The following is an 18,275-nucleotide window of genomic DNA, read 5'->3' as shown; positions in this document are numbered from 1 at the left end:
GTGAACCATGGGCCAGATATTGGCGAGGTCGCTGACCTCAAGCCGCCTGTGGCTGGCGGTCTCGTTGCTCGCGACCTCTTTGTTGGCGACGTCGTTGTTCGCGACGGCGGCGTTCGCCCAGACTGGCGGCGAAGGGCTCAGCCCGACGCTGTCGGCCGTCAAGACGGCGCACACCGTGCGGCTCGGCTACCGCGAGAGCTCGCCGCCGTTCTCCTTCCTCGATCAGTCGGGCCGCCCGATCGGCTACAGCCTCGAGCTCTGCGAGGCGATCGTCGAGGAGATCGGCGTCGAGGTCGACGATCCCAATCTCAAGATCGACTACGTCAAGGTCACCTCGGACGACCGCATCGACGCCGTCCTCCAGAACAAGATCGACCTGGAATGCGGCTCGACCACGGCCAATGCCGAGCGCGGCAAGCGCGTCGCCTTCTCGCCCTTGATGTTCGTCGCCGGCACCAAGCTGATGGTGCCGAAGGCGTCGAACGTCGCAGGGGTCACCGATCTCAAGGGCAAGACCGTGGTGGTGACCAAGGGCACCACCAACGAGCAGGCGATGCATACGGCCGACAAGAAGTTCTCGCTCGGCCTCAACATCGTCACCGCGAGCGATCACGAGCAGTCGTACCAGATGGTCGCCGAGGGCAAGGCCGACGCGTTCGCGACCGATGACATCCTGCTCTCCGGCCTGATCGCGCGCCACAAGGCGCAGGACAAGTTCCGCGTCACCGGCGATTATTTGTCCTACGATCCCTATGGCATCATGTTCAGGAAAGGCGAGCCGCAATTGTCCGCCGTGGTCGAGCGTGCCTTCCGCAAGCTCGGCTCCAACCGCGACCTCGTCCCACTCTACAATAAATGGTTCACCGCGAGGCTTCCGACCGGCGAACGCCTGAACGTGCCGATCTCGCTGCAGCTGGAAGAGGCGTTCAAGGCGATGGACGATTCCGCCAGCGCGAATAATTAGAAGACGCTCTTTGTCGAAGGAGTACCAGTGTAAATTCCGTCATCCTGAGGTGCGAGGCCCGCGATGCGAACGCATCGCGGGTCGAGCCTCGAAGGATGAACGGCCGTGCTGCAGCAGCCGGGCCGTCGCCCTTCGAGGCTCGCCAAAGAGGCGAGCGCCTCAGGGTGACGGGGATAGATCAGCGCTCGGGATACGTACCCCCAAACACCCGGTCCAGCGCCGCGTCATACGCCGCTTGCACCAGCTCCGGATGCAGCTTGCCCAGCGCCTCCATCATCACGCCGGAATTGATTTCCAGCACGCGCCACTTGCCGTCGGCGCGCACCAAATCAATTGACGCAAAGGCGATGCCGATGGCGCTCGCCGCATCGATGGCGAGCTGGACGCAGGCCGCGCGAGCCTGGCCGTCCTCCAGCAGCACCGGCTTTGCGCCGGCATCGAGATTATGCCGCCAATCCGTGCCGCGATGCTTGCTGTAGACGACGAGAGGCACATCATCGAGCAGCACGACACGGACCTCGTCCTCGATCGCCAGATAGGGCGAGATCACGAGCCCCGTGCTCATCGAGAACACCTCGCGGGCGGCGTGGTCGAGTTCCGCCTCGGTCGTCGCCTTGAACACCGAGCGCCCCGATGTGCCCTCGTTCGGCTTCACCACCACGCCTTGCGGATGGTCGTGGAGCAGCTCGAGCATTGCGTCGCGCCAGGTGGGGCCAACAACATTCTTGCCGAGCTTCGGGTTGAGGAAGAGGTGATGGGGAACGCACGGCACGCCCTCAAGCGTCAGCGCTTCGGCCGTAGCGGATTTGTCGTTGGCGAGGCGGTGCGCGATGGCGCTGTTGAGGCCGATGTCGTAGCCGAAGGCGAAATGGCGCGTTGGGCCCCGGCGCATCGCGATCAGCCAGCCGCCGGCGCGGACATCGACGGCGATGCCGTGGTCCGCGCAATAGCGCCTGATTGCCTGAACGAAGATTCGCTCGCCGCTTGCCAAGTCGCCTGCCATGTCTGTTCCTGTCGCCGAAAGCCGCAAAAACGCGGGCAACGGCGCCAATCGCGCGGAAAATCAGAGCTATTCTTAATGAAATTCTCGCGAGCGCGACGGAAATTAAGTGCTGCAATCGAGCCTTGGCGGGAAAAGAAATTGCCCTCTCCGCATGCCAGGCAGCAGATTCATTAATAATGCGGCCAATTCCGCCGCAAATGCCGTTTGATCAGCGTCAATTGCATCCGAAACGAGGTTGATTATTGGCCTCAATGGCGTAGATCACACACGCGAAATCCTCCGCCATGGCAATGGTGTCCGCCCCGTTTCAGGGCCGGGCAACGCTTTTGCCCTAAAACCGCAATTATTCGGAATATCGAAAATCATGAGCGCGTTTTACCGAGAGAAGGTTCTTTCCGTTCAGCACTGGACCGACACGCTGTTCAGCTTCCGCGCCACGCGCGATACCGGCTTCCGCTTCCAGAACGGCCAGTTCGCCATGATCGGCCTCGAGATCGACGGCCGTCCGCTGCTGCGCGCCTACAGCATGGCAAGCGCCAACCACGAGGAAGAGCTCGAGTTCTTCTCGATCAAGGTGCAGGACGGCCCGCTGACCTCGCGCCTGCAGAAGATCAAGGAAGGCGACACCATCCTGGTCGGCCGCAAGGCGACCGGCACGCTGATCACCGACAATCTCCTGCCCGGCAAGCGGCTGATGCTGCTCTCGACCGGGACGGGCCTCGCGCCCTTCGCGAGCCTGATCAAGGATCCCGAAGTCTACGACCAGTTCGAATCCATCGTGCTGGTGCACGGCTGCCGCCAGGTCTCCGAGCTCGCCTATGGCGAGAAGCTCGTGGCTTCCTTGCACGAGGACGAGCTGTTCGGCGAGCTGCTCGCGGACAAGCTGATTTACTACCCGACCGTGACCCGCGAGCCGTTCAAGAATCGCGGCCGCATCACCGACCTCATCAACTCCGAGCAGATCTTCAACGACATCGGCCAAGGCCCGCTCGACATCGCGACCGATCGCGTCATGATGTGCGGCAGCCCGGCGATGCTGGAAGAGCTGAAGGTGATGTTCGAAGGCCGCGACTTCATCGAGGGAAGCGGCAACAAGCCCGGTCATTTCGTGATCGAGAAGGCCTTCGTCGAGCGGTAGGCTCGGTTGAAGAATGGCGTGATCGCGCGCCACACTCAACTCGTCGTCCCGGACAAGCGCAGCGAAGCGGAGCGCCGATCCGGGCCCATAGCCACAGGCCGTGGTTATGCGATGACTTGGAGTGACAGCCTCCCAGCCCCAAAATCCTTTGTTTGTGGGTCCCGGGTCTGCGTTGACGCTTGCCCGGGACGACAGCTCGTTTTGCGGCAACTGCAGGCTCCCGCCCCGCCCCTTTGCTGCACCGCACCCCGCCCATCGGGCTGATTGATTTGCCTCGGCCAAATTCGCTAGCCTGAAACAAGGGCCGCGTCATATCCGTATGACAGGCGAAGGCGTATCGTACGGCCTCATGCTGGCGAGAGGATCGGGAATCGTGGCCGACGACAACAAGACGCAGGAATCCTCCCAACACTCATCCCCCAAGCGCCTGCCGCTGGCGGAAGAGGGGATCATGGAAACCCTGCTGCTGCCATTCTCGCCGCGCTTCATCGTGTTGACGATCTGCGCGGTCGTCACCGCGCTGTTGATCGGCATCGGCATCGCCGACCGCAAGATCTTCGACATCCTGCTGGTCCCGATCCTGATTTTCGGCGCGCTGACGCTGCTCGGCGTCCGCGATCTCCTGCAGAAGAGCCACGCGGTGCTGCGCAACTATCCGATTTCCGCGCATATCCGCTTCCTGCTCGAAGAGATCCGCCCCGAGATGCGGCAATATTTCTTCGAGAGCGAGAAGGACGGCATGCCGTTCTCGCGCGACACCCGCGCGGTGGTCTATCAGCGCGCCAAGATGGAGCTCGACAAGCGTCCGTTCGGCACCCAGGAAGACGTCTACCGCGAGGGCTATGAGTGGATGCATCACTCGGTCTCGCCGAAGACGCATGCGGCGGAGAAGTTCCGCATCGGCATCGGCGGCCCCGACTGCAAGAAGCCTTATTCGGCCTCGGTGTTCAACATCTCCGCGATGAGCTTTGGCGCGCTCAGCCCCAACGCCGTGCGGGCACTCAATGCCGGCGCAAAGAAGGGCGGCTTCGCGCATGACACCGGCGAGGGCGGCGTCAGCCCCTATCATCGCGAGATGGGCGGCGACATCATCTGGGAGATCGGCTCCGGCTATTTCGGCTGCCGCCATCTCGACGGCACCTTCGATCCCGAAGCGTTCGCGCGCGTTGCCGGCGACGACCAGATCAAGATGGTCGAGCTCAAGGTCAGCCAGGGTGCCAAGCCCGGCCATGGCGGCGTGTTGCCGGCCGCGAAAGTCTCGGAGGAGATCTCCAAGATCCGCGGCGTCGCGATGGGCGAGGACTGCATCTCGCCGGCCTCGCATCGCGTCTTCTCCACGCCTGTTGGCATGATGCAGTTCATCGCCGAGATGCGCCGCCTCTCCGGCGGCAAGCCGACCGGCTTCAAGCTGTGCATCGGCCATCCCTGGGAATTCCTGGCGATCTGCAAGGCGATGCTTCAGACCGGCATCTATCCTGATTTCATCGTCGTCGACGGCAATGAGGGCGGCACCGGCGCGGCGCCGCTGGAGTTCATGGACCATCTGGGCATGCCGATGCGCGAGGGCGTCAATTTCGTCCACAACGCGCTGATCGGCATCAATGCGCGCGACCGCATCAAGATCGGTGCCTCCGGCAAGATCGCCACCGCCTTCGACATGGCCCGGGCGATGGCGATCGGCGCTGACTATTGCAACTCGGCGCGCGGCTTCATGTTCTCGCTCGGCTGCATCCAGTCGCTGAGCTGCCACACCGATCGTTGCCCGACCGGCGTCGCGACCCAGGACCCGACGCGTGCGCGTGCGCTCTACGTTCCGCTCAAGATCGACCGCGTGCACAATTATCACCACGCGACGCTGCATTCGCTGACCGAGCTGATTGCCGCCGCCGGCCTCGAACATCCGCAGCAGCTGCGCCCGATCCATTTCAGCCAACGGACCTCGACGACCCAGGTGCAATCCTTCGCGCAGCTCTATCCGGTGCTGCGTCCGGGCGAGCTGCTTGAAGGCACGGAAGACCCGCGCTTTCGCGACGCCTGGCGGATGGCGCAGGCCGACACGTTCCAACCGGCGCTGTGAGCTTCGCGACGGCTGGCCCCGACGGGTAAAATTCACCGCGAGCGGGGCTGCTTTTAACGCTTGCTTCAACTTTGGGTGTAGATTGTGCCCATGGACGACCGGCGCGACAAGGCAAGGCATCGCGTGCTGAAAGCCGGAACGATTGAGTTCGGCGGCGGCGCGATCGACTGCACCGTCCGCAACCTGTCCGACACCGGTGCCGCGCTCGACGTCACCAGCCCGGTCGGCATCCCCGACCATTTCACCTTGCTGCTCCAGGCCGACGGAACGCATCTGTCCTGCACAGTGGTCTGGCGCAAGGAGAAGCGGATCGGGGTGAAGTTCGGGTGAGGGGTGGGTTTCGGCCTGACGCTGCATTCTCCGCCGTCGTCCCGGATCGGCGCGCGCTTAGGGTGCGCTTGTCCGGGACGGACAGCTCAGATTGGGGTTCGCCCCGCCGCTCGATTTACCCCGTCTCGACCTCGTTCAACCGGCTCGCCAAGATCTTGTCGATCCTTCGGCCATCGAGATCGATCACCTCGATATGCCAGCCGCCGAAGTCGAAGGCGTCGCCAGTGTCAGGCAGCGCGCTGAACTGTTGCAGCACCAGGCCCGCCACCGTGTTGTAGCGGTGCGGCGGCAATTCGACGCCGAGCAACTCGCCGAATTCGTCGACCGGCATCCAGCCGGAGATCAGCAGCGAATCGTCTGCGCGCCTGACATAGGCCGGCTCCGGCGGTCCCGCTTCCGAATGGAAGGCGCCGACGATCGACTCGAGGATGTCGGCGGCCGTCACCATACCTTCGAAGCCACCGTATTCGTCGTAGACGAAGCCGATGTGAACCGGAGCAGTTTTCAGGATGGTCAGCACGTCGCGCGCGTCTGCCGACGCCGGGATGCCGGGCGCCTCGCGCACCAGCGCGCGCAGGTCCGGCGTGCGTTCGTTCATATAGGCGACCAGCAGGTCCTTGGCCTGGACCACGCCGATTGGCTTGTCGCGGTCGCCATCGGAGACGGGAAACCGCGAGTGCGGGCTCTTGGCGATGATCTCCTGGATGACGGCCAAATCGTCGTTCAGGTCGATCTCGTCGACCTCCGTGCGCGGCGTCATGACCGCGCCCACCGGCCGGTCGCCGAGCCGCATCACGCCGGCGATCATCTCCTTTTCGCCGGGCTCGAGCACGCCTGCGCTCTCGGCCTCGCTGACGAGGTGATGGATCTCGTCCTCCGAGACCTTCTCCTCGGACTTGCCGCCGCGGCCGAGCAGCGTGAGGATCAGTCTGCCGGAGAGATCGAGCAGGAAGACCAGTGGCAGCGAGACCTTCGCAAGCACGTGCATGGCCGGCGCAACTCTCACCGCAATGCTCTCGGGATCGCGCAACGCCACTTGTTTAGGCACCAGCTCGCCGACGATCAGGGTGGCGTAGGTGATGAGCGTGACGACAAGGCCGACGCCGACGATGTCGGCAATGCCGGGGGACAGCCCGAGCTCAAGCAGCCACTGCGTCAGCCGCTGTCCGAGCGTCGCGCCCGAGAATGCGCCGGAGAGCACCCCGACCAGCGTGATGCCGATCTGCACCGTCGAGAGGAATTTGCCGGGATCGGCCGCGAGAATCAGCGCCCGCTCGGCTCCGCGCACGCCCTTGGCGGCGAGCAGCGACAGCCGGGCCGGACGGGACGAGACCACGGCCAGCTCGGACATGGACAAGAGGCCATTGATGACGATCAGGACGACGACGATGGCGAGTTCGACCGAGAGCATTGACGTTCCGAGGTAAGGGAGTGTGGCCGGATGGACGGCACCTGCCTTGATATAGGTATTCGGCGAGGAAATGCCGTCAATTCTGCCGCAATTGGCGCCCGCGGGAACTGCGCGGGTCGAATGGGGTAGTCCGACGAGCTCGCGCGTGCGTCCGTGGAACTACGGGACTCCATGTTTAACGGGCTCTTAGTGGCCGGCGGTTAGGTTTTCGACATTGCAGAAATGAATTCGGGGGATCCAAGATGCGGATCGGGAAGCTTTTCGCGCTGTCGATGCTGACGGTGACGGTCTTTGCGGTCATCCTCGGCGCCGAGGTGCTGGTACCCCAGACGCGCATCTTCACGAACCGCTCCGACGCGATCAAGACCGTCGACGCTTTCGGTGCGACGCTGATGGCCAGCCAGCACGTCGCAAGTCTTCGCGCTCCCTACATCGGCCCGATCTTCCAGGAAGCCGCTGCGACCCAGGCTCAGCTCGAAGCTGCCGCAAAGGCCGCGAAAGCTGCCGAAGCCGGCTTTGAGGCCGCAAAGCACGCCATCGTGGTGCTGGATGACGGCGCAGCAATCAGTGAAAATCTCGATCGCGCCGCACGGCGGCTGAAGGAGATCACCGCGGCGGCCGATCGTGCAATGGGCCTTGCTCTGGCGGCACGCGACAGCGCCGCGATCAAGGGCTTCCTGCCCGGTGTTGCCGAGGTCCTCGCCAATATAGAACCTGTCATGAACCGGCTCGAAGCGAAGGTCATCAATGCGGATTCCTCGCTTGCGGCACTGTTGAGCCTGGCGCGGACCGCGCAGGATCTGCGGGTTGCCGCCGGCAGCCGTGCTGCCACGCTGTCCCCGGCGCTGTCCGCACGCCGCCCGCTCACGGCAGCCGAATTGTCGTTGATGGATCGCATGCAAGGTCGCGTGGAAGCCGACCGCGAGCGTATCGAGGCCGGCATCGACCAACTCGGAAATCCGGCCCGCATAGCGACCGCGCTGAAGGCGGCAACGGAATCCTATTTTGGAAATGCCGCGGTTGCCGTGGACAAGGAAATCCCCGCAGCCCGGAGTGACGGTAAGTATAGCTCCGATGCCGACAACCTCGCGAAGGTCATCGTTCCCGCGATCCAGATGTTCTACGGCGTGCGCGATGCCGCGCTGGCCGAAGCGGCCGAGCGCGCCTCGGCTGCGCGCGATGGCGCGCTGGCAATGCTCGCGCTCGCCGGCGCCGTCGTGTTGGCGCTGCTCGGCACGCTCGCTGGCGTGACCATGATGCTGCGCAGCCGCGTGGTGGCACCGCTCGGCCGGATCGCGGACGTGATCGCAACGCTCGCCGCCGGACAGCACGAGGTCGACATCCCCGCGACGGGGCGCAATGACGAGATCGGCCAGGTGGCGGGCTCGCTGCAGCACTTCAAGGATTCACTGCTCGCCAAGAAGGAAGCCGACGAGGCGGCGGCAATCGAGGCCGACGCGAAGCTCCGGCGCAGCCAGCGCATGGACCAGATCGCGCGCGAGTTCGAAGCCATGATCGGCGACGTGATCAACACGGTGTCATCGGCGTCGTCCGAGCTCGAAGTGTCCGCGGGAACGCTGACGAGTACGGCCGATCAATCGGAAAAGGTCACCGCGACCGTCGCGGCCGCCTCCGAACAGGCTTCCACCAACGTGCAGACCGTCGCCGCGGCGGCCGAGGAGATGGCCTCGTCGGTCGACGAGATCAGCCGGCAGGTGCAGGACTCCGCGCGCATTGCCGGCGAAGCGGTGCAGCAGGCAGGGCGGACCAACGACCATGTCGGCGAGCTCGCCAAGGCCGCCGGCCGTATCGGGGACGTGGTCGAGCTCATCAGCCAGATCGCGGGCCAGACCAATCTTCTGGCGCTCAACGCCACCATCGAGGCGGCGCGCGCCGGCGAAGCCGGACGGGGCTTCGCCGTCGTCGCCTCCGAGGTCAAGGCGCTGGCCGAGCAGACCGCCAAGGCCACCGGCGAGATCAGCCAGCAGATCTCGGGGATCCAGACCGCGACGGAAGAATCCGTCGGCGCCATCAAGGCGATCGGCGACACCATCAGCCGCATGTCCGAGATCGCTTCCGCAATCGCGGCGGCGGTCGAGGAGCAGGGCGCCGCGACGCGGGAGATCTCCCGCAATGTGCAGCAGGCGGCACGCGGCACCCAGCAGGTCTCCGCCAGCATCGTCGACGTGCAGCGCGGCGCCAGCCAGACCGGATCGGCATCTTCCAACGTGCTCGCGTCCGCCAGGTCACTGTCCGGCGAGAGCAGCCGTCTCAAGGTCGAAGTCGGAAAATTCCTCGACGCGATCCGGGCGGCGTAACAAGCTCATTGTACAGGGAGGCAGCTTCACCTAGGTTTTCAGCTCGGGGGTGTCGCAGCCTCCCCGTGAAGTGGTGATCCCACGCAAGCGCTGCTCGCTGATCTATGGAGCGAGCAATGGACGGGATCGCAATCGAGCTTCCGCTTTTCCTGCTGGCCACCTTCGCCGGCGCGTTCATCGCCGGCCTCTCCGGCTTCGCCTTCGGCCTCGTCGCGGCATCGCTTTGGCTTTACGTGCTGACGCCTGTTCAGAGCGCCAGTCTGATCGTCGGCTTCGGCCTTCTCGTGCAGGGTTACTCGGTCTGGAAGCTGCGCGCTGTGCTCGACTGGCGCCGGCTGTGGCCTTTCATCATCGGTGCAGTCATCGGCGTGCCGAGTGGGGTATCGCTTCTAACCTGGGCTGATCCGAAGAGTGTCCGCATCGTGGTTGGAGCTATTCTGATCGCCTATAGCCTGTACGCATTCTTCCGGCCGCAGCCCAAGCTCGCGGCCGTCGTGCCGGCGGCCGCTGACATGACGGTCGGTTTCGTCAACGGCCTGCTCGGCGGGCTGACCGGCCTTGCCGGCATCGTCGTCACCATCTGGTGCAATCTACGGGGCCTGCCCAAGGACGCGCAGCGTGCCACGTTCCAGCCGGTCGCGGTCGTGGTATTCGCTATGGCGGCGCTCTGGCTCGGTGCCAATGGATCGCTTACACTCGACACGGCGAAACTGTTCGCGCTCGGCCTGCCGTTCCTGTTTGCCGGAACGTGGCTGGGACTGAAACTGTTCGGCCGGATCGACGAGGCCGCGTTCCGCAAGATCGTGCTGGCGCTGCTGTTCGTCTCGGGGGGCGCGCTCTTGTTCTGAGCCCCGCGCTCAGAACTCGCCGTGTAGCCGTCCTGAGAACACCGACACCGGTCCGCGGTCGGCGTTGTAGGCGGGGTTGACGATCAGCTGGTAGTCGGCGGTGAGCGTGAGGTTCTTGTTCAGCGCATAGGCGTAATAGGTTTCGAGGATGCGTTCCTTGCGGTAGTTGAGCGCACCGTCGCCGACCAGCACGCCGAGGCCGCCGGCGGCGAGGAAGTCCCGGTAGTCCTGTGAAATCGCGTTGATCGCGCCGCCGATGCCGATCACGTCGTCGGGCCGGCCCCATTTCGTGCCCTTGATCGACAATCCCGCGGACAGACTCCGATGAATGTCGGTGAAGGCCAGCGTTTCGAAATGGCCGTCGTTCCAGCTCCAGCGGCCGAACAGGCCGACATCGTCCGTGATCGCCTGCTCGAGGTTGAGCACATAGCCATACTTCACGCGGCCGCGCCGGGTCTGCGCGATGTCGAGATTGAGCGCGGGATTGTTCAGCGTCTCGCGGAAGCTGCCCATATTGGCGCTGTCGAGCCAGCCCATGGTCCTGAGCTTGCCGGGCTGGCCGAACAGCGAGAAGCGCGTCTCGAGCTCGAGCACGTACTGGCCGCGCTCCCCGACCCTGGTGTCGAAATGATTCGAGTTGGACTCGGAGACCATCAGGAAATAGCCGCCGCGCAGCGCCCATTGCTTCTGATTGAGCTCGGCGGTGACGCCGTAGGTGAGGCCGACCTTGTCGGCGGAATAGTCGAAGGCCCCCGGCGCCCAGATCGACCAGTTCATGAAATCCCTGCGGGTGTCCTTGGCGTAGGCGTTGCCGTCGAACACGTCGACCACCGCGAACTTGCCGGCCTGCACGGTGAGGCGGGACACGTCGACCTTCTGTCCCAGCTGCAGCTGGCCGCTCGCGAGCTCCTCCTGCTCGCCGCCAAATCCAAACGTCTGGCGCACGAACAGGCGCGAGGTGTTGTAATGCGGATAGGGGAAGTTCGACTTCTGCGCTTCGCCGTTCGGGAAGCCGGCCGCGCCGACCGTGTCGTTCAATCCAAATCCCTGCAGCAGCTCGGGATTGTAATAGACCTCGCCGCCGTCCCAGAGCCGTGCGTTCAGGAACAGGCTGTTGCTCCAGGTCGCCTTGGCCTGCCGCGACGGCGAGAGCGAGTTCGGTCCGGTATAGAGCGCGGGGAACGACGGATAGCCTTGTGGCAGATAGGTGCTCTGGCCGTGGATCTCCCAGCGATCGGATTCCGTGTCGATCAAAGAGCTCTTCGGATTGTAACTCGGCATGCCCGGCCAATCGACCTTGCGGTTGAGGCCGAGCCTGACCTGCTGGAAGTCGAGCGACGAGGAGGTGTATTGGGCGCCCGTGGAGAAGGCGACATTGGCGCCGTCGAAGCGGCTGTAGAGATATTCGAGCCGTGCGCTCCAATGCGGCGCGAAGCCATATTCGACGCCGGCGCCCGCGATCCAGCCGGGCCGCGTGTTCAGGATCTTCGGGATTTCGGCGCCGGAGGCCGGCGTGTCGAAATAGCGCTCGCCCATCCAGGCAAAGCCGCCGGTGGCGTAGACCAGCCACGGACCGCTGGTGTAGCCGACGCGGCCGCGCACGCTCGCGGTGTAGTCCCATTGCTGCGTGACGGTGTTGGCGGGCGTTGCCAGGAAGGAGACGATCGAATTGGAGGTGATGTAGTTGGGAAACGAGAAATCGCCTTCGACGCCGATCAGCCAGCCGGAGTTGAGCCGGTAATTGTAGCCGGCCTGCACGCCGCCGATCATGCCGCTGAAGACGCCGCTGTCGCCAATTGCGGTGCCGTCGTTCAGCGCGAAGTGCGACGAGCCGTGGCCATAGCCGGCATGCGCGCCGATATAGAGCCCGGTCCAGTCATAGACCGCTCTCAGCGCCGGCGCCTTCAGCGGCAGATCGGCCGCGGTGCCTGTGACGGGAAGAGCCAGCACGCCTGTGGCAATCGCCGCAGCCGTTCGCAAGCACCGGTGTCTGTGACCTCTCAACGCCAAAACGTACGCCCCCAAAACGCGAATCCGTCCCATCCGCCGCGCTATCCCTGCAGATTCGCGGCGCCCCTGTCATCAGGTTCCGGTACCCGCGCGATCAGCCGAGATGATCTCGGCTCGACGCGACTTCGTCCCAGGTTCCTGAACCTGTTGCAAACCTTATTGCGATTAATTCGCAATAGCAACTGATGCGCAGTGTCGCAGAAGATGGTTCGCACCCCTGTGTGACGAGACTGCAACAAATTCCCAGGGCCAAAATGAATGACCCCGCCCGGGGGGACAGCCGGGCGGGGTCGGGGGCACGACACGGGGTGGATGAGGCGCCCGTGTCGGACGCAGGATCCACGTGAGATCGGCCTCAGGTACCTAAATCAGTAGCAAGTACGAACGCGGCCGACGTACTGGCCGAAGGCGTTGTACTGGGCGACCCAGCCGCAGCGGTGATAGCCGTTGTAATAGGGGTCGTTGCTGGCGGCGATCGCGGAGCCGACGACGGCGGCGGTGGCGATACCGGCACCGACACCCCAGACCCAACCGGGCTGCTTGGCTTCGGCCGAGGACGTGGTGGACACGATGCTGCCGGTGACGGCGAGGGCAGCGAGAGCGACTGCGGCAATCTTGGTCTTGATCGACATGTGAAACTCCATCCGGGGTTGAGGCGGTCCGTTGTGGCCCGCGTGCCCAGTTTGACGGAGGCTGCTCGAGTCCGGTTCGAATGCGGCAGGGCCGCTCCCGGAGTGAGGGTTTTTCCTAAACAATTTCAAATGGATATGAGCTAGCCGAGGGGGCCCTTGGCGAGCCTGTTCACGTCGAAGTTATCGACTTCGGCGAGTAACTCGCAGAAGGCGCTCGCGCCCTGATCAATCAACCGCTCGCCCTTCTCCGCGACGGCCAGCGTCGCGTTGCCGATCGCCCCGCTGGCGTTCAGATCCTGCGCCTGCCAGGCAAACGGTGCGGGCCGCTGCGTCGACAGCCAGCGATACTGCTTTTCCATCGCGATGCTGCTCGCGGGAAAATCCGCGATTGCAGCTTTACGCACCTGATCGGGATAGCGCGCCAGCATGATCGAGGTCTCGATCGCGCCGCCATGAATGCCGTGTCGCACTTCGTCGGCCGGGAACAATTTGTCAGCGCCCGACAGCCGCGACCAGGACGTCGTCACCACGAACAGTTTCTGATGCGCGCGCAAATCCTGCGCGATCAACATCATGGCGGCGCTGTTGCCGCCATGGCTGGTGATGATGACGAGCTTCTTCACGCCGCGTCGCGCGACATCCTCGCCGATATCAGTCCATCGCTTCAGCGCGACGGCAGTCGGCAGCGTCTGCGTACCGGGATAGTCGATATGCTCGGTGGAAATCCCGACCGGCTCAACGGGAAGGAACGTCGCTGGAACGTTCTCCGGTAACAGCTCGCGCACCCGCGCCAGATAGGCGTCCGCGATCAGCACGTCGGTTGTCACAGGCAGATGCGGGCCGTGCTGCTCGGTCGCCGCCAGCGGCAGCACCGCGATCCAGCGGGACATCTCCGCAGGGGGCGCATCGGCCCAGCGGATCTCGGTCCAGTCGCGGGACGGCGTCATCAAGGTTTCTTTGCCCGAATTTGTCACGTAATTTGGGTTATCAGGGGATGCGGGCCCGGCCGGCTCGCGTCCCCTGATGTCATGCGGTTTTAACGCGTTGTGTTCACATGAGCCAGACGCGATTGGCCGGAAGCGATCGACGGAGTGCCATTATGACCCCCTTTCATCTGCGGCGAGCGCTCACGGCGGGCCTGATGGCCGCTTTCGTCTCCGGCGCCCCGGCGCGCGCCGAGACGCTGGACAAGGTCACCTTCGGCACCAACTGGGTCGCCGAGGCCGAGCATGGCGGCTTCTTTCAGGCCGTCGCCGACGGCACCTACAAAAAATACGGGCTCGACGTCACCATCGTCCCCGGCGGGCCCAATGAGAACAACCGGATGCTGCTGATCGCCGGCAAGATCGATTTCTTCATGGCCGCGAACACGCTGATGTCGTTCGATGCGGTCGCCAACAACGTCCCCGTCGTGACCATCGCCGCGATCTTCCAGAAGGATCCGCAGGTGATGCTGACGCAGCCGGATGCCAAGGCCGGCAAGATCGAGGACCTCAAGCCGCTGACGCTGTTCGTCTCCAAGGAGGGTATGGGCAGCTACTTCCAATGGCTGAAGTCCGAATATGGTTTCAGCGAGAAGAACGTCCGCCCCTATAATTTCAATCCGCAGCCTTTCATCGCCAATCCCAAGAGCGCCATGCAGGGCTACGTCACCTCCGAGCCCTTCGCGGTCGAGAAGGCCGCCGGCTTCAAGCCGAACGTGCTGCTGCTCGCCGATTACGGCTTCAACACCTATTCGACCCTGATCGAGACCCGCCGCGACATCGTCGAGAAGAAGTCCGATCTCGTCCAGCGCTTCGTCGATGCCTCCATGGTCGGCTGGTACAACTACATCTACCGCGACAATTCAGCCGGCAACGCCATGATCAAGAAGCTCAATCCTGAGATGACCGACGATCTGCTCGCCTATTCCGTCGCCAAGATGAAGGAGCACGGCATCGTCGATTCCGGCGACAGCTTGAAGAACGGCATCGGCGCGATGAGCGACGAGCGCTACGCCTCCTTCTTCAACAAGATGGTCAAGGCCGGCGTCGTCAAGGCGGATCTCGACTTCCGCAAATCCTACACGCTGCGCTTCGTCAACAAGGGCGTCGGCGTCGAGCTGCGCCCGAGCAAGCCGTAACCCACGGTCAATGTCCGCTGCCCAAATCTCATCCACCGTCGAGGCCAGCCTGACCGCGCTCGCCGTCAGCCTGCGCGGCGTGACGAAGACCTATGACAATGGCGTCATGGCGCTCGGTCCGTTCGACCTCACTGTCCGCAAGGGCGAGTTCATCTCGCTGCTGGGCCCCTCCGGTTGCGGCAAGTCGACGGTGCTGCGCATCATCGCAGAGCTCAGCGCGCCCTCATCGGGCAGCGTGCGCGTGGCGCGCCGTGAGGGCGTCCCGCAGCCGGGGCACGGCATCGGCTTCGTGTTTCAGGAGCCGACCCTGATGCCCTGGGCCAGCGTGCGCGAGAACGTGCGGCTGCCGTTGCGGCTTGGGCGCGTTCCGAAGACAGAGGCGTGTGCACGTGCCGACGCGGCGCTGGCCAGCGTCGGGCTCGCCGATTTCGCCGATGCGTTTCCGCGCGAGCTCTCCGGCGGCATGAAGATGCGGGTGTCGCTGGCGCGCGCACTCGTCACCGATCCCGATATCCTGCTGATGGACGAGCCGTTCGCGGCGCTCGACGAGATCACGCGCTTCCGTCTCAACAACGATCTGCTCGCGCTGTGGCGCAGCCTTGGCAAGACCGTCATCTTCGTCACCCATTCGGTGTTCGAATCGGTCTATCTGTCGCAGCGCGTGGTGGTGATGACGGCGCGGCCAGGCCGCATTCAGGCCGACATCCGCATCGAGACGGTCGAGCCGCGCGGCGAGACGTTTCGTACCTCCGCCGCCTATTCCGATTATTGCCGGAAAGTGTCGGCGGCGCTGGCGCCGTCCTATGCGGAACAGTCGACGCTATGAACGCGCAAGCGATGGTCACCGCGAAACCGTCCGGCGCACAAGGCGCGCTGCGCTTGGTGCTGCCCGTCATTGTGTTCGCGGCGGGCCTCCTCGCCTGGGAACTGGTGGTCCGCTTCAAGGAGATCCCGCCCTACGTGCTGCCGGCCCCGTCCGTCATCATTCTGACGCTGATCAAGGACTGGGCGGTGCTGTCACAATCGCTCGCGACCACGCTGTTGACCACGCTCGAAGGTTTCGCCGCGGCCAGCGTCGGCGGCATCGCGCTGGCGCTGCTGTTCAACCAGTCGAAATGGGTGGAATACTCGCTATTTCCCTATGCAATCGTGCTGCAGGTGACGCCGGTGATTGCGATCGCGCCGCTGCTCCTGATCTACCTGGAACAGCAGACCGCGGTCGTGGTCTGCGCCTTCATCGTCGCCTTCTTCCCGGTGCTGTCCAACACCACGCTGGGCCTCAATTCGGTCGATCGCAACCTCGCCGGCCTGTTCCAGCTCTATGGCGCCTCGCCACGGCAAACGCTGCGTTTCCTGAAGCTGCCGGCGGCGTTGCCCTACATCCTCGGGGGCTTGCGCATTGCCGGCGGCCTGTCGCTGATCGGCGCGGTCGTGGCCGAGATCGCGGCGGGAACGGCTGGCGCCGGCTCCGGGCTTGCCTACCGGATCGCCGAGTCGGGCTATCGATTGAACATACCCCGCATGTTCGCAGCGCTGCTGCTGTTGTCGCTGGCCGGGATTGTCATCTATGGGGTGCTGGCGCTAGTTTCCCACCTCGTTTTACGGCGCTGGCATGAGAGCGCGCTTGGAAAGGAAAGCTGATGTCTACCGGTTCGATTTCGTCCGAAAAGATCGACCTTCTGATCTATGGGCCGGTGCGGCCGATCCTCGAGAACGGGTTTTCCGACCATTTCGTCGTGCACAAGGCCGAGACGCGCGGTGACCTCGAGCGATTGACGCCGGCGATCCGCGAAAAAATCCGCGGCGTCGCCGTGACCTATCACACCGTCCGTGCCGACAAGAATTCGCTGTCGCAGCTGCCCAAGATCGAGATGGTGGCGAGCTTCGGCGTCGGCTACGACCACATCGACGCCAAATACGCGGCCGAGCACAACATCATCGTCACCAACACGCCCGACGTGCTGACCGAGGAGGTCGCCGACGTCGCGATGGGCCTTCTGATCTCCACCTTGCGCGAGTTCGTCAAGGCCGACCGCTACGTTCGCTCCGGGCTCTGGCAGACGCAGAATTATCCGCTCAGCGTCGGCTCGCTGCGCGACCGCAAGGTCGGCATCGTCGGCATGGGCCGGATCGGCCAGGCCATCGCGCGCCGGCTCGACGCCTCGCTGGTGCCGGTGGTCTATCACTCGCGCAACCCGTCCAAGGACGTCTCCTACGAGCACTATCCTGATCTGATCGAGATGGCGAAGGCGGTGGATACGCTCATGGTGATCGTGCCCGGCGGCGCCAGCACGAACAAGATGATCAATGCCGAGGTGCTGAAGGCGCTCGGCCCGCGCGGCGTGCTGATCAACGTGGCGCGCGGTTCGGTGGTCGACGAGCCCGCGCTGGTGCAGGCGCTCAAATCAGGCACCATCCTGGCCGCCGGCCTCGACGTGTTCGCGGCCGAGCCGACCGTGCCGGACGAGCTCAAGACCATGCAGAACGTCGTGCTGCTGCCGCATATCGGCTCGGCCTCGGTGGTGACGCGCAACGCCATGGACCAGCTCGTGGTCGACAACCTCAAGTCATGGTTCGCCGGCAAGGCGCCGTTGACGCCGGTTGCTGAAACGCCATTCAAGGGGCGCTGATGAGAGCTCTTCGGGGCGTTGCATCCGCCGTCGCGGCCTCTTTGGCCGCGATCGGCGTCGTCGCGGCCTACTTGGCCGCGATCGGCATCGTGCACGCGCAGGATGCGACGAGCCTGAAGAAATCGATGCCCGGGCAATGGGAGCTCTCGACCACCGAGCGCAGCAAGACCTGCGTCGTCACCCTCAAGGGCGACGCCGCAGGCCAGGGTTTTAAGCTGGAGCTTGAGCCCGCCTGCAAGACCGCGCTGCCTTTCACCAAGGATATCGTCGCCTGGAACGTCAGGGGCCTCGACATCGTCCGCTTGCAGGACGCAACCGGTGAAGCCGTGATCGACTTCACCGAGGTGGAGGCCGGCATCTTCGAAGGCCTGCGCCAGGGCGAGGGCGTCTACATCCTGCAGGATCTCGCCGCCGCCCGCTCGATGGCCAAGTCGATGGACCAGATGATCGGCGACTGGTCGATGGTGCGCGGCAACGGCCAGCCGATCTGCGGGCTGACGCTGACCAATACCGAGGCGAGCCCCGACAATTTCCAGGTCTTTCTCAAGCCGAAATGCGACGCGGCCATCGCGCAGTTCAACCCGACGCAATGGCGGCTCGAGCGCGGCCAGATCATCCTGATGTCGAAATCAGGCGATGCCTGGCAGTTCGAGGCCGACGACAACGCGCAGTGGCGGCGCGTCCCCGATACCGCCGATCCCCTGATCATGCTGCGTCAGTAGGCGCTGGCAGATGCGGGCTCGGTGCAACCTCTCCCGCTGGCGGGAGAGGTCGGCGCGAAGCGCCGGGTGA

General features: G+C 64.3%; 16 protein-coding genes. 11 read left to right on the top strand and 5 right to left on the bottom strand.

All coding sequences use genetic code 11. The features are described from left to right. Positions 1-7: 7 nt before the first annotated feature. Positions 8-964, top strand: coding sequence for an amino acid ABC transporter substrate-binding protein (locus IVA81_RS00985; RefSeq protein WP_247310901.1), 957 nt, complete (start codon positions 8-10; stop codon positions 962-964). 178 nt (positions 965-1,142) lie between these two features. Here the strand turns inward: IVA81_RS00985 and IVA81_RS00980 are convergent, their stop codons facing one another. Continuing rightward, positions 1,143-1,955 (bottom strand): RimK-like protein, encoded by an 813-nt coding sequence (locus IVA81_RS00980; RefSeq protein ID WP_247311169.1) that lies wholly within the window; start codon positions 1,953-1,955, stop codon positions 1,143-1,145. A 376-nt stretch (positions 1,956-2,331) separates the two neighbouring features. Here IVA81_RS00980 and IVA81_RS00975 point away from each other — a divergent pair, with 376 nt between their 5' ends. The 3 genes from IVA81_RS00975 (at position 2,332) to IVA81_RS00965 (ending at position 5,512) form a co-directional block, all read left to right on the top strand. Continuing rightward, complete coding sequence (locus IVA81_RS00975) at positions 2,332-3,105, top strand: ferredoxin--NADP reductase (RefSeq protein ID WP_247310898.1); 774 nt, start codon at positions 2,332-2,334, stop codon at positions 3,103-3,105. A 373-nt stretch (positions 3,106-3,478) separates the two neighbouring features. After that, complete coding sequence (locus tag IVA81_RS00970) at positions 3,479-5,182, top strand: FMN-binding glutamate synthase family protein (RefSeq protein WP_247310895.1); 1,704 nt, start codon at positions 3,479-3,481, stop codon at positions 5,180-5,182. A 90-nt stretch (positions 5,183-5,272) separates the two neighbouring features. Further along, the gene (locus IVA81_RS00965) at positions 5,273-5,512 is read left to right on the top strand and encodes a PilZ domain-containing protein (RefSeq protein WP_247310892.1); all 240 of its coding nucleotides are present in this window, start codon (positions 5,273-5,275) and stop codon (positions 5,510-5,512) included. A 115-nt stretch (positions 5,513-5,627) separates the two neighbouring features. Here the strand turns inward: IVA81_RS00965 and IVA81_RS00960 are convergent, their stop codons facing one another. Next, positions 5,628-6,923 carry a hemolysin family protein gene (locus IVA81_RS00960; protein WP_247310888.1) on the bottom strand — a complete coding sequence of 432 codons (1,296 nt, stop codon included), beginning with the start codon at positions 6,921-6,923 and terminating at the stop codon, positions 5,628-5,630. A 242-nt stretch (positions 6,924-7,165) separates the two neighbouring features. Between IVA81_RS00960 and IVA81_RS00955 the strand changes: the two genes are divergently transcribed. Continuing rightward, on the top strand, positions 7,166-9,241 hold the full coding sequence (locus IVA81_RS00955) for a HAMP domain-containing methyl-accepting chemotaxis protein (RefSeq protein ID WP_247310885.1): 2,076 nt from the start codon (positions 7,166-7,168) through the stop codon (positions 9,239-9,241). Between the two features lie 116 nt (positions 9,242-9,357). Then, positions 9,358-10,089, top strand: coding sequence for a sulfite exporter TauE/SafE family protein (locus tag IVA81_RS00950; protein ID WP_247310883.1), 732 nt, complete (start codon positions 9,358-9,360; stop codon positions 10,087-10,089). A gap of 9 nt (positions 10,090-10,098) precedes the next feature. Here the strand turns inward: IVA81_RS00950 and IVA81_RS00945 are convergent, their stop codons facing one another. From IVA81_RS00945 to IVA81_RS00935, 3 genes are all read right to left on the bottom strand, one after another. Beyond that, on the bottom strand, positions 10,099-12,069 hold the full coding sequence (locus IVA81_RS00945) for a carbohydrate porin (RefSeq protein WP_247310880.1): 1,971 nt from the start codon (positions 12,067-12,069) through the stop codon (positions 10,099-10,101). Positions 12,070-12,467: 398 nt separating this feature from the next. Further along, the gene (locus IVA81_RS00940; RefSeq protein ID WP_247310877.1) at positions 12,468-12,731 is read right to left on the bottom strand and encodes a hypothetical protein; all 264 of its coding nucleotides are present in this window, start codon (positions 12,729-12,731) and stop codon (positions 12,468-12,470) included. A 140-nt stretch (positions 12,732-12,871) separates the two neighbouring features. Beyond that, positions 12,872-13,678 (bottom strand): creatininase family protein, encoded by an 807-nt coding sequence (locus tag IVA81_RS00935; RefSeq protein ID WP_247310875.1) that lies wholly within the window; start codon positions 13,676-13,678, stop codon positions 12,872-12,874. 152 nt (positions 13,679-13,830) lie between these two features. Between IVA81_RS00935 and IVA81_RS00930 the strand changes: the two genes are divergently transcribed. The 5 genes from IVA81_RS00930 to IVA81_RS00910 are packed head-to-tail and all read left to right on the top strand — an operon-like array spanning position 13,831 to position 18,205. Continuing rightward, a complete protein-coding gene (locus IVA81_RS00930) occupies positions 13,831-14,853 on the top strand; it encodes an ABC transporter substrate-binding protein (RefSeq protein ID WP_247310872.1) in 1,023 nt (340 codons plus the stop codon). Positions 14,854-14,863: 10 nt separating this feature from the next. After that, positions 14,864-15,679, top strand: a complete 816-nt coding sequence (locus IVA81_RS00925; protein ID WP_247310869.1) for an ABC transporter ATP-binding protein — start codon at positions 14,864-14,866, stop codon at positions 15,677-15,679. Next, entirely contained in the window at positions 15,676-16,494 is an 819-nt protein-coding gene (locus IVA81_RS00920) for an ABC transporter permease (RefSeq protein ID WP_247310867.1), read from the top strand. Before IVA81_RS00925 ends, IVA81_RS00920 begins: the two co-directional genes overlap by 4 nt. Then, complete coding sequence (locus IVA81_RS00915; RefSeq protein ID WP_247310864.1) at positions 16,494-17,483, top strand: 2-hydroxyacid dehydrogenase; 990 nt, start codon at positions 16,494-16,496, stop codon at positions 17,481-17,483. The genes IVA81_RS00920 and IVA81_RS00915 overlap by 1 nt, the downstream gene beginning before the upstream one ends. Next, positions 17,483-18,205 (top strand): AprI/Inh family metalloprotease inhibitor, encoded by a 723-nt coding sequence (locus IVA81_RS00910; RefSeq protein ID WP_247310861.1) that lies wholly within the window; start codon positions 17,483-17,485, stop codon positions 18,203-18,205. The genes IVA81_RS00915 and IVA81_RS00910 overlap by 1 nt, the downstream gene beginning before the upstream one ends. The last annotated feature ends 70 nt before the right edge of the window (positions 18,206-18,275 follow it).

Origin of the sequence: Bradyrhizobium sp. 141, from assembly GCF_023074055.1 — a bacterium.
GTDB lineage: Bacteria > Pseudomonadota > Alphaproteobacteria > Rhizobiales > Xanthobacteraceae > Bradyrhizobium.
The sequence above is the reverse complement of the archived record's forward strand: the minus strand, read 5'-3'. Positions and strand labels throughout refer to the sequence as shown.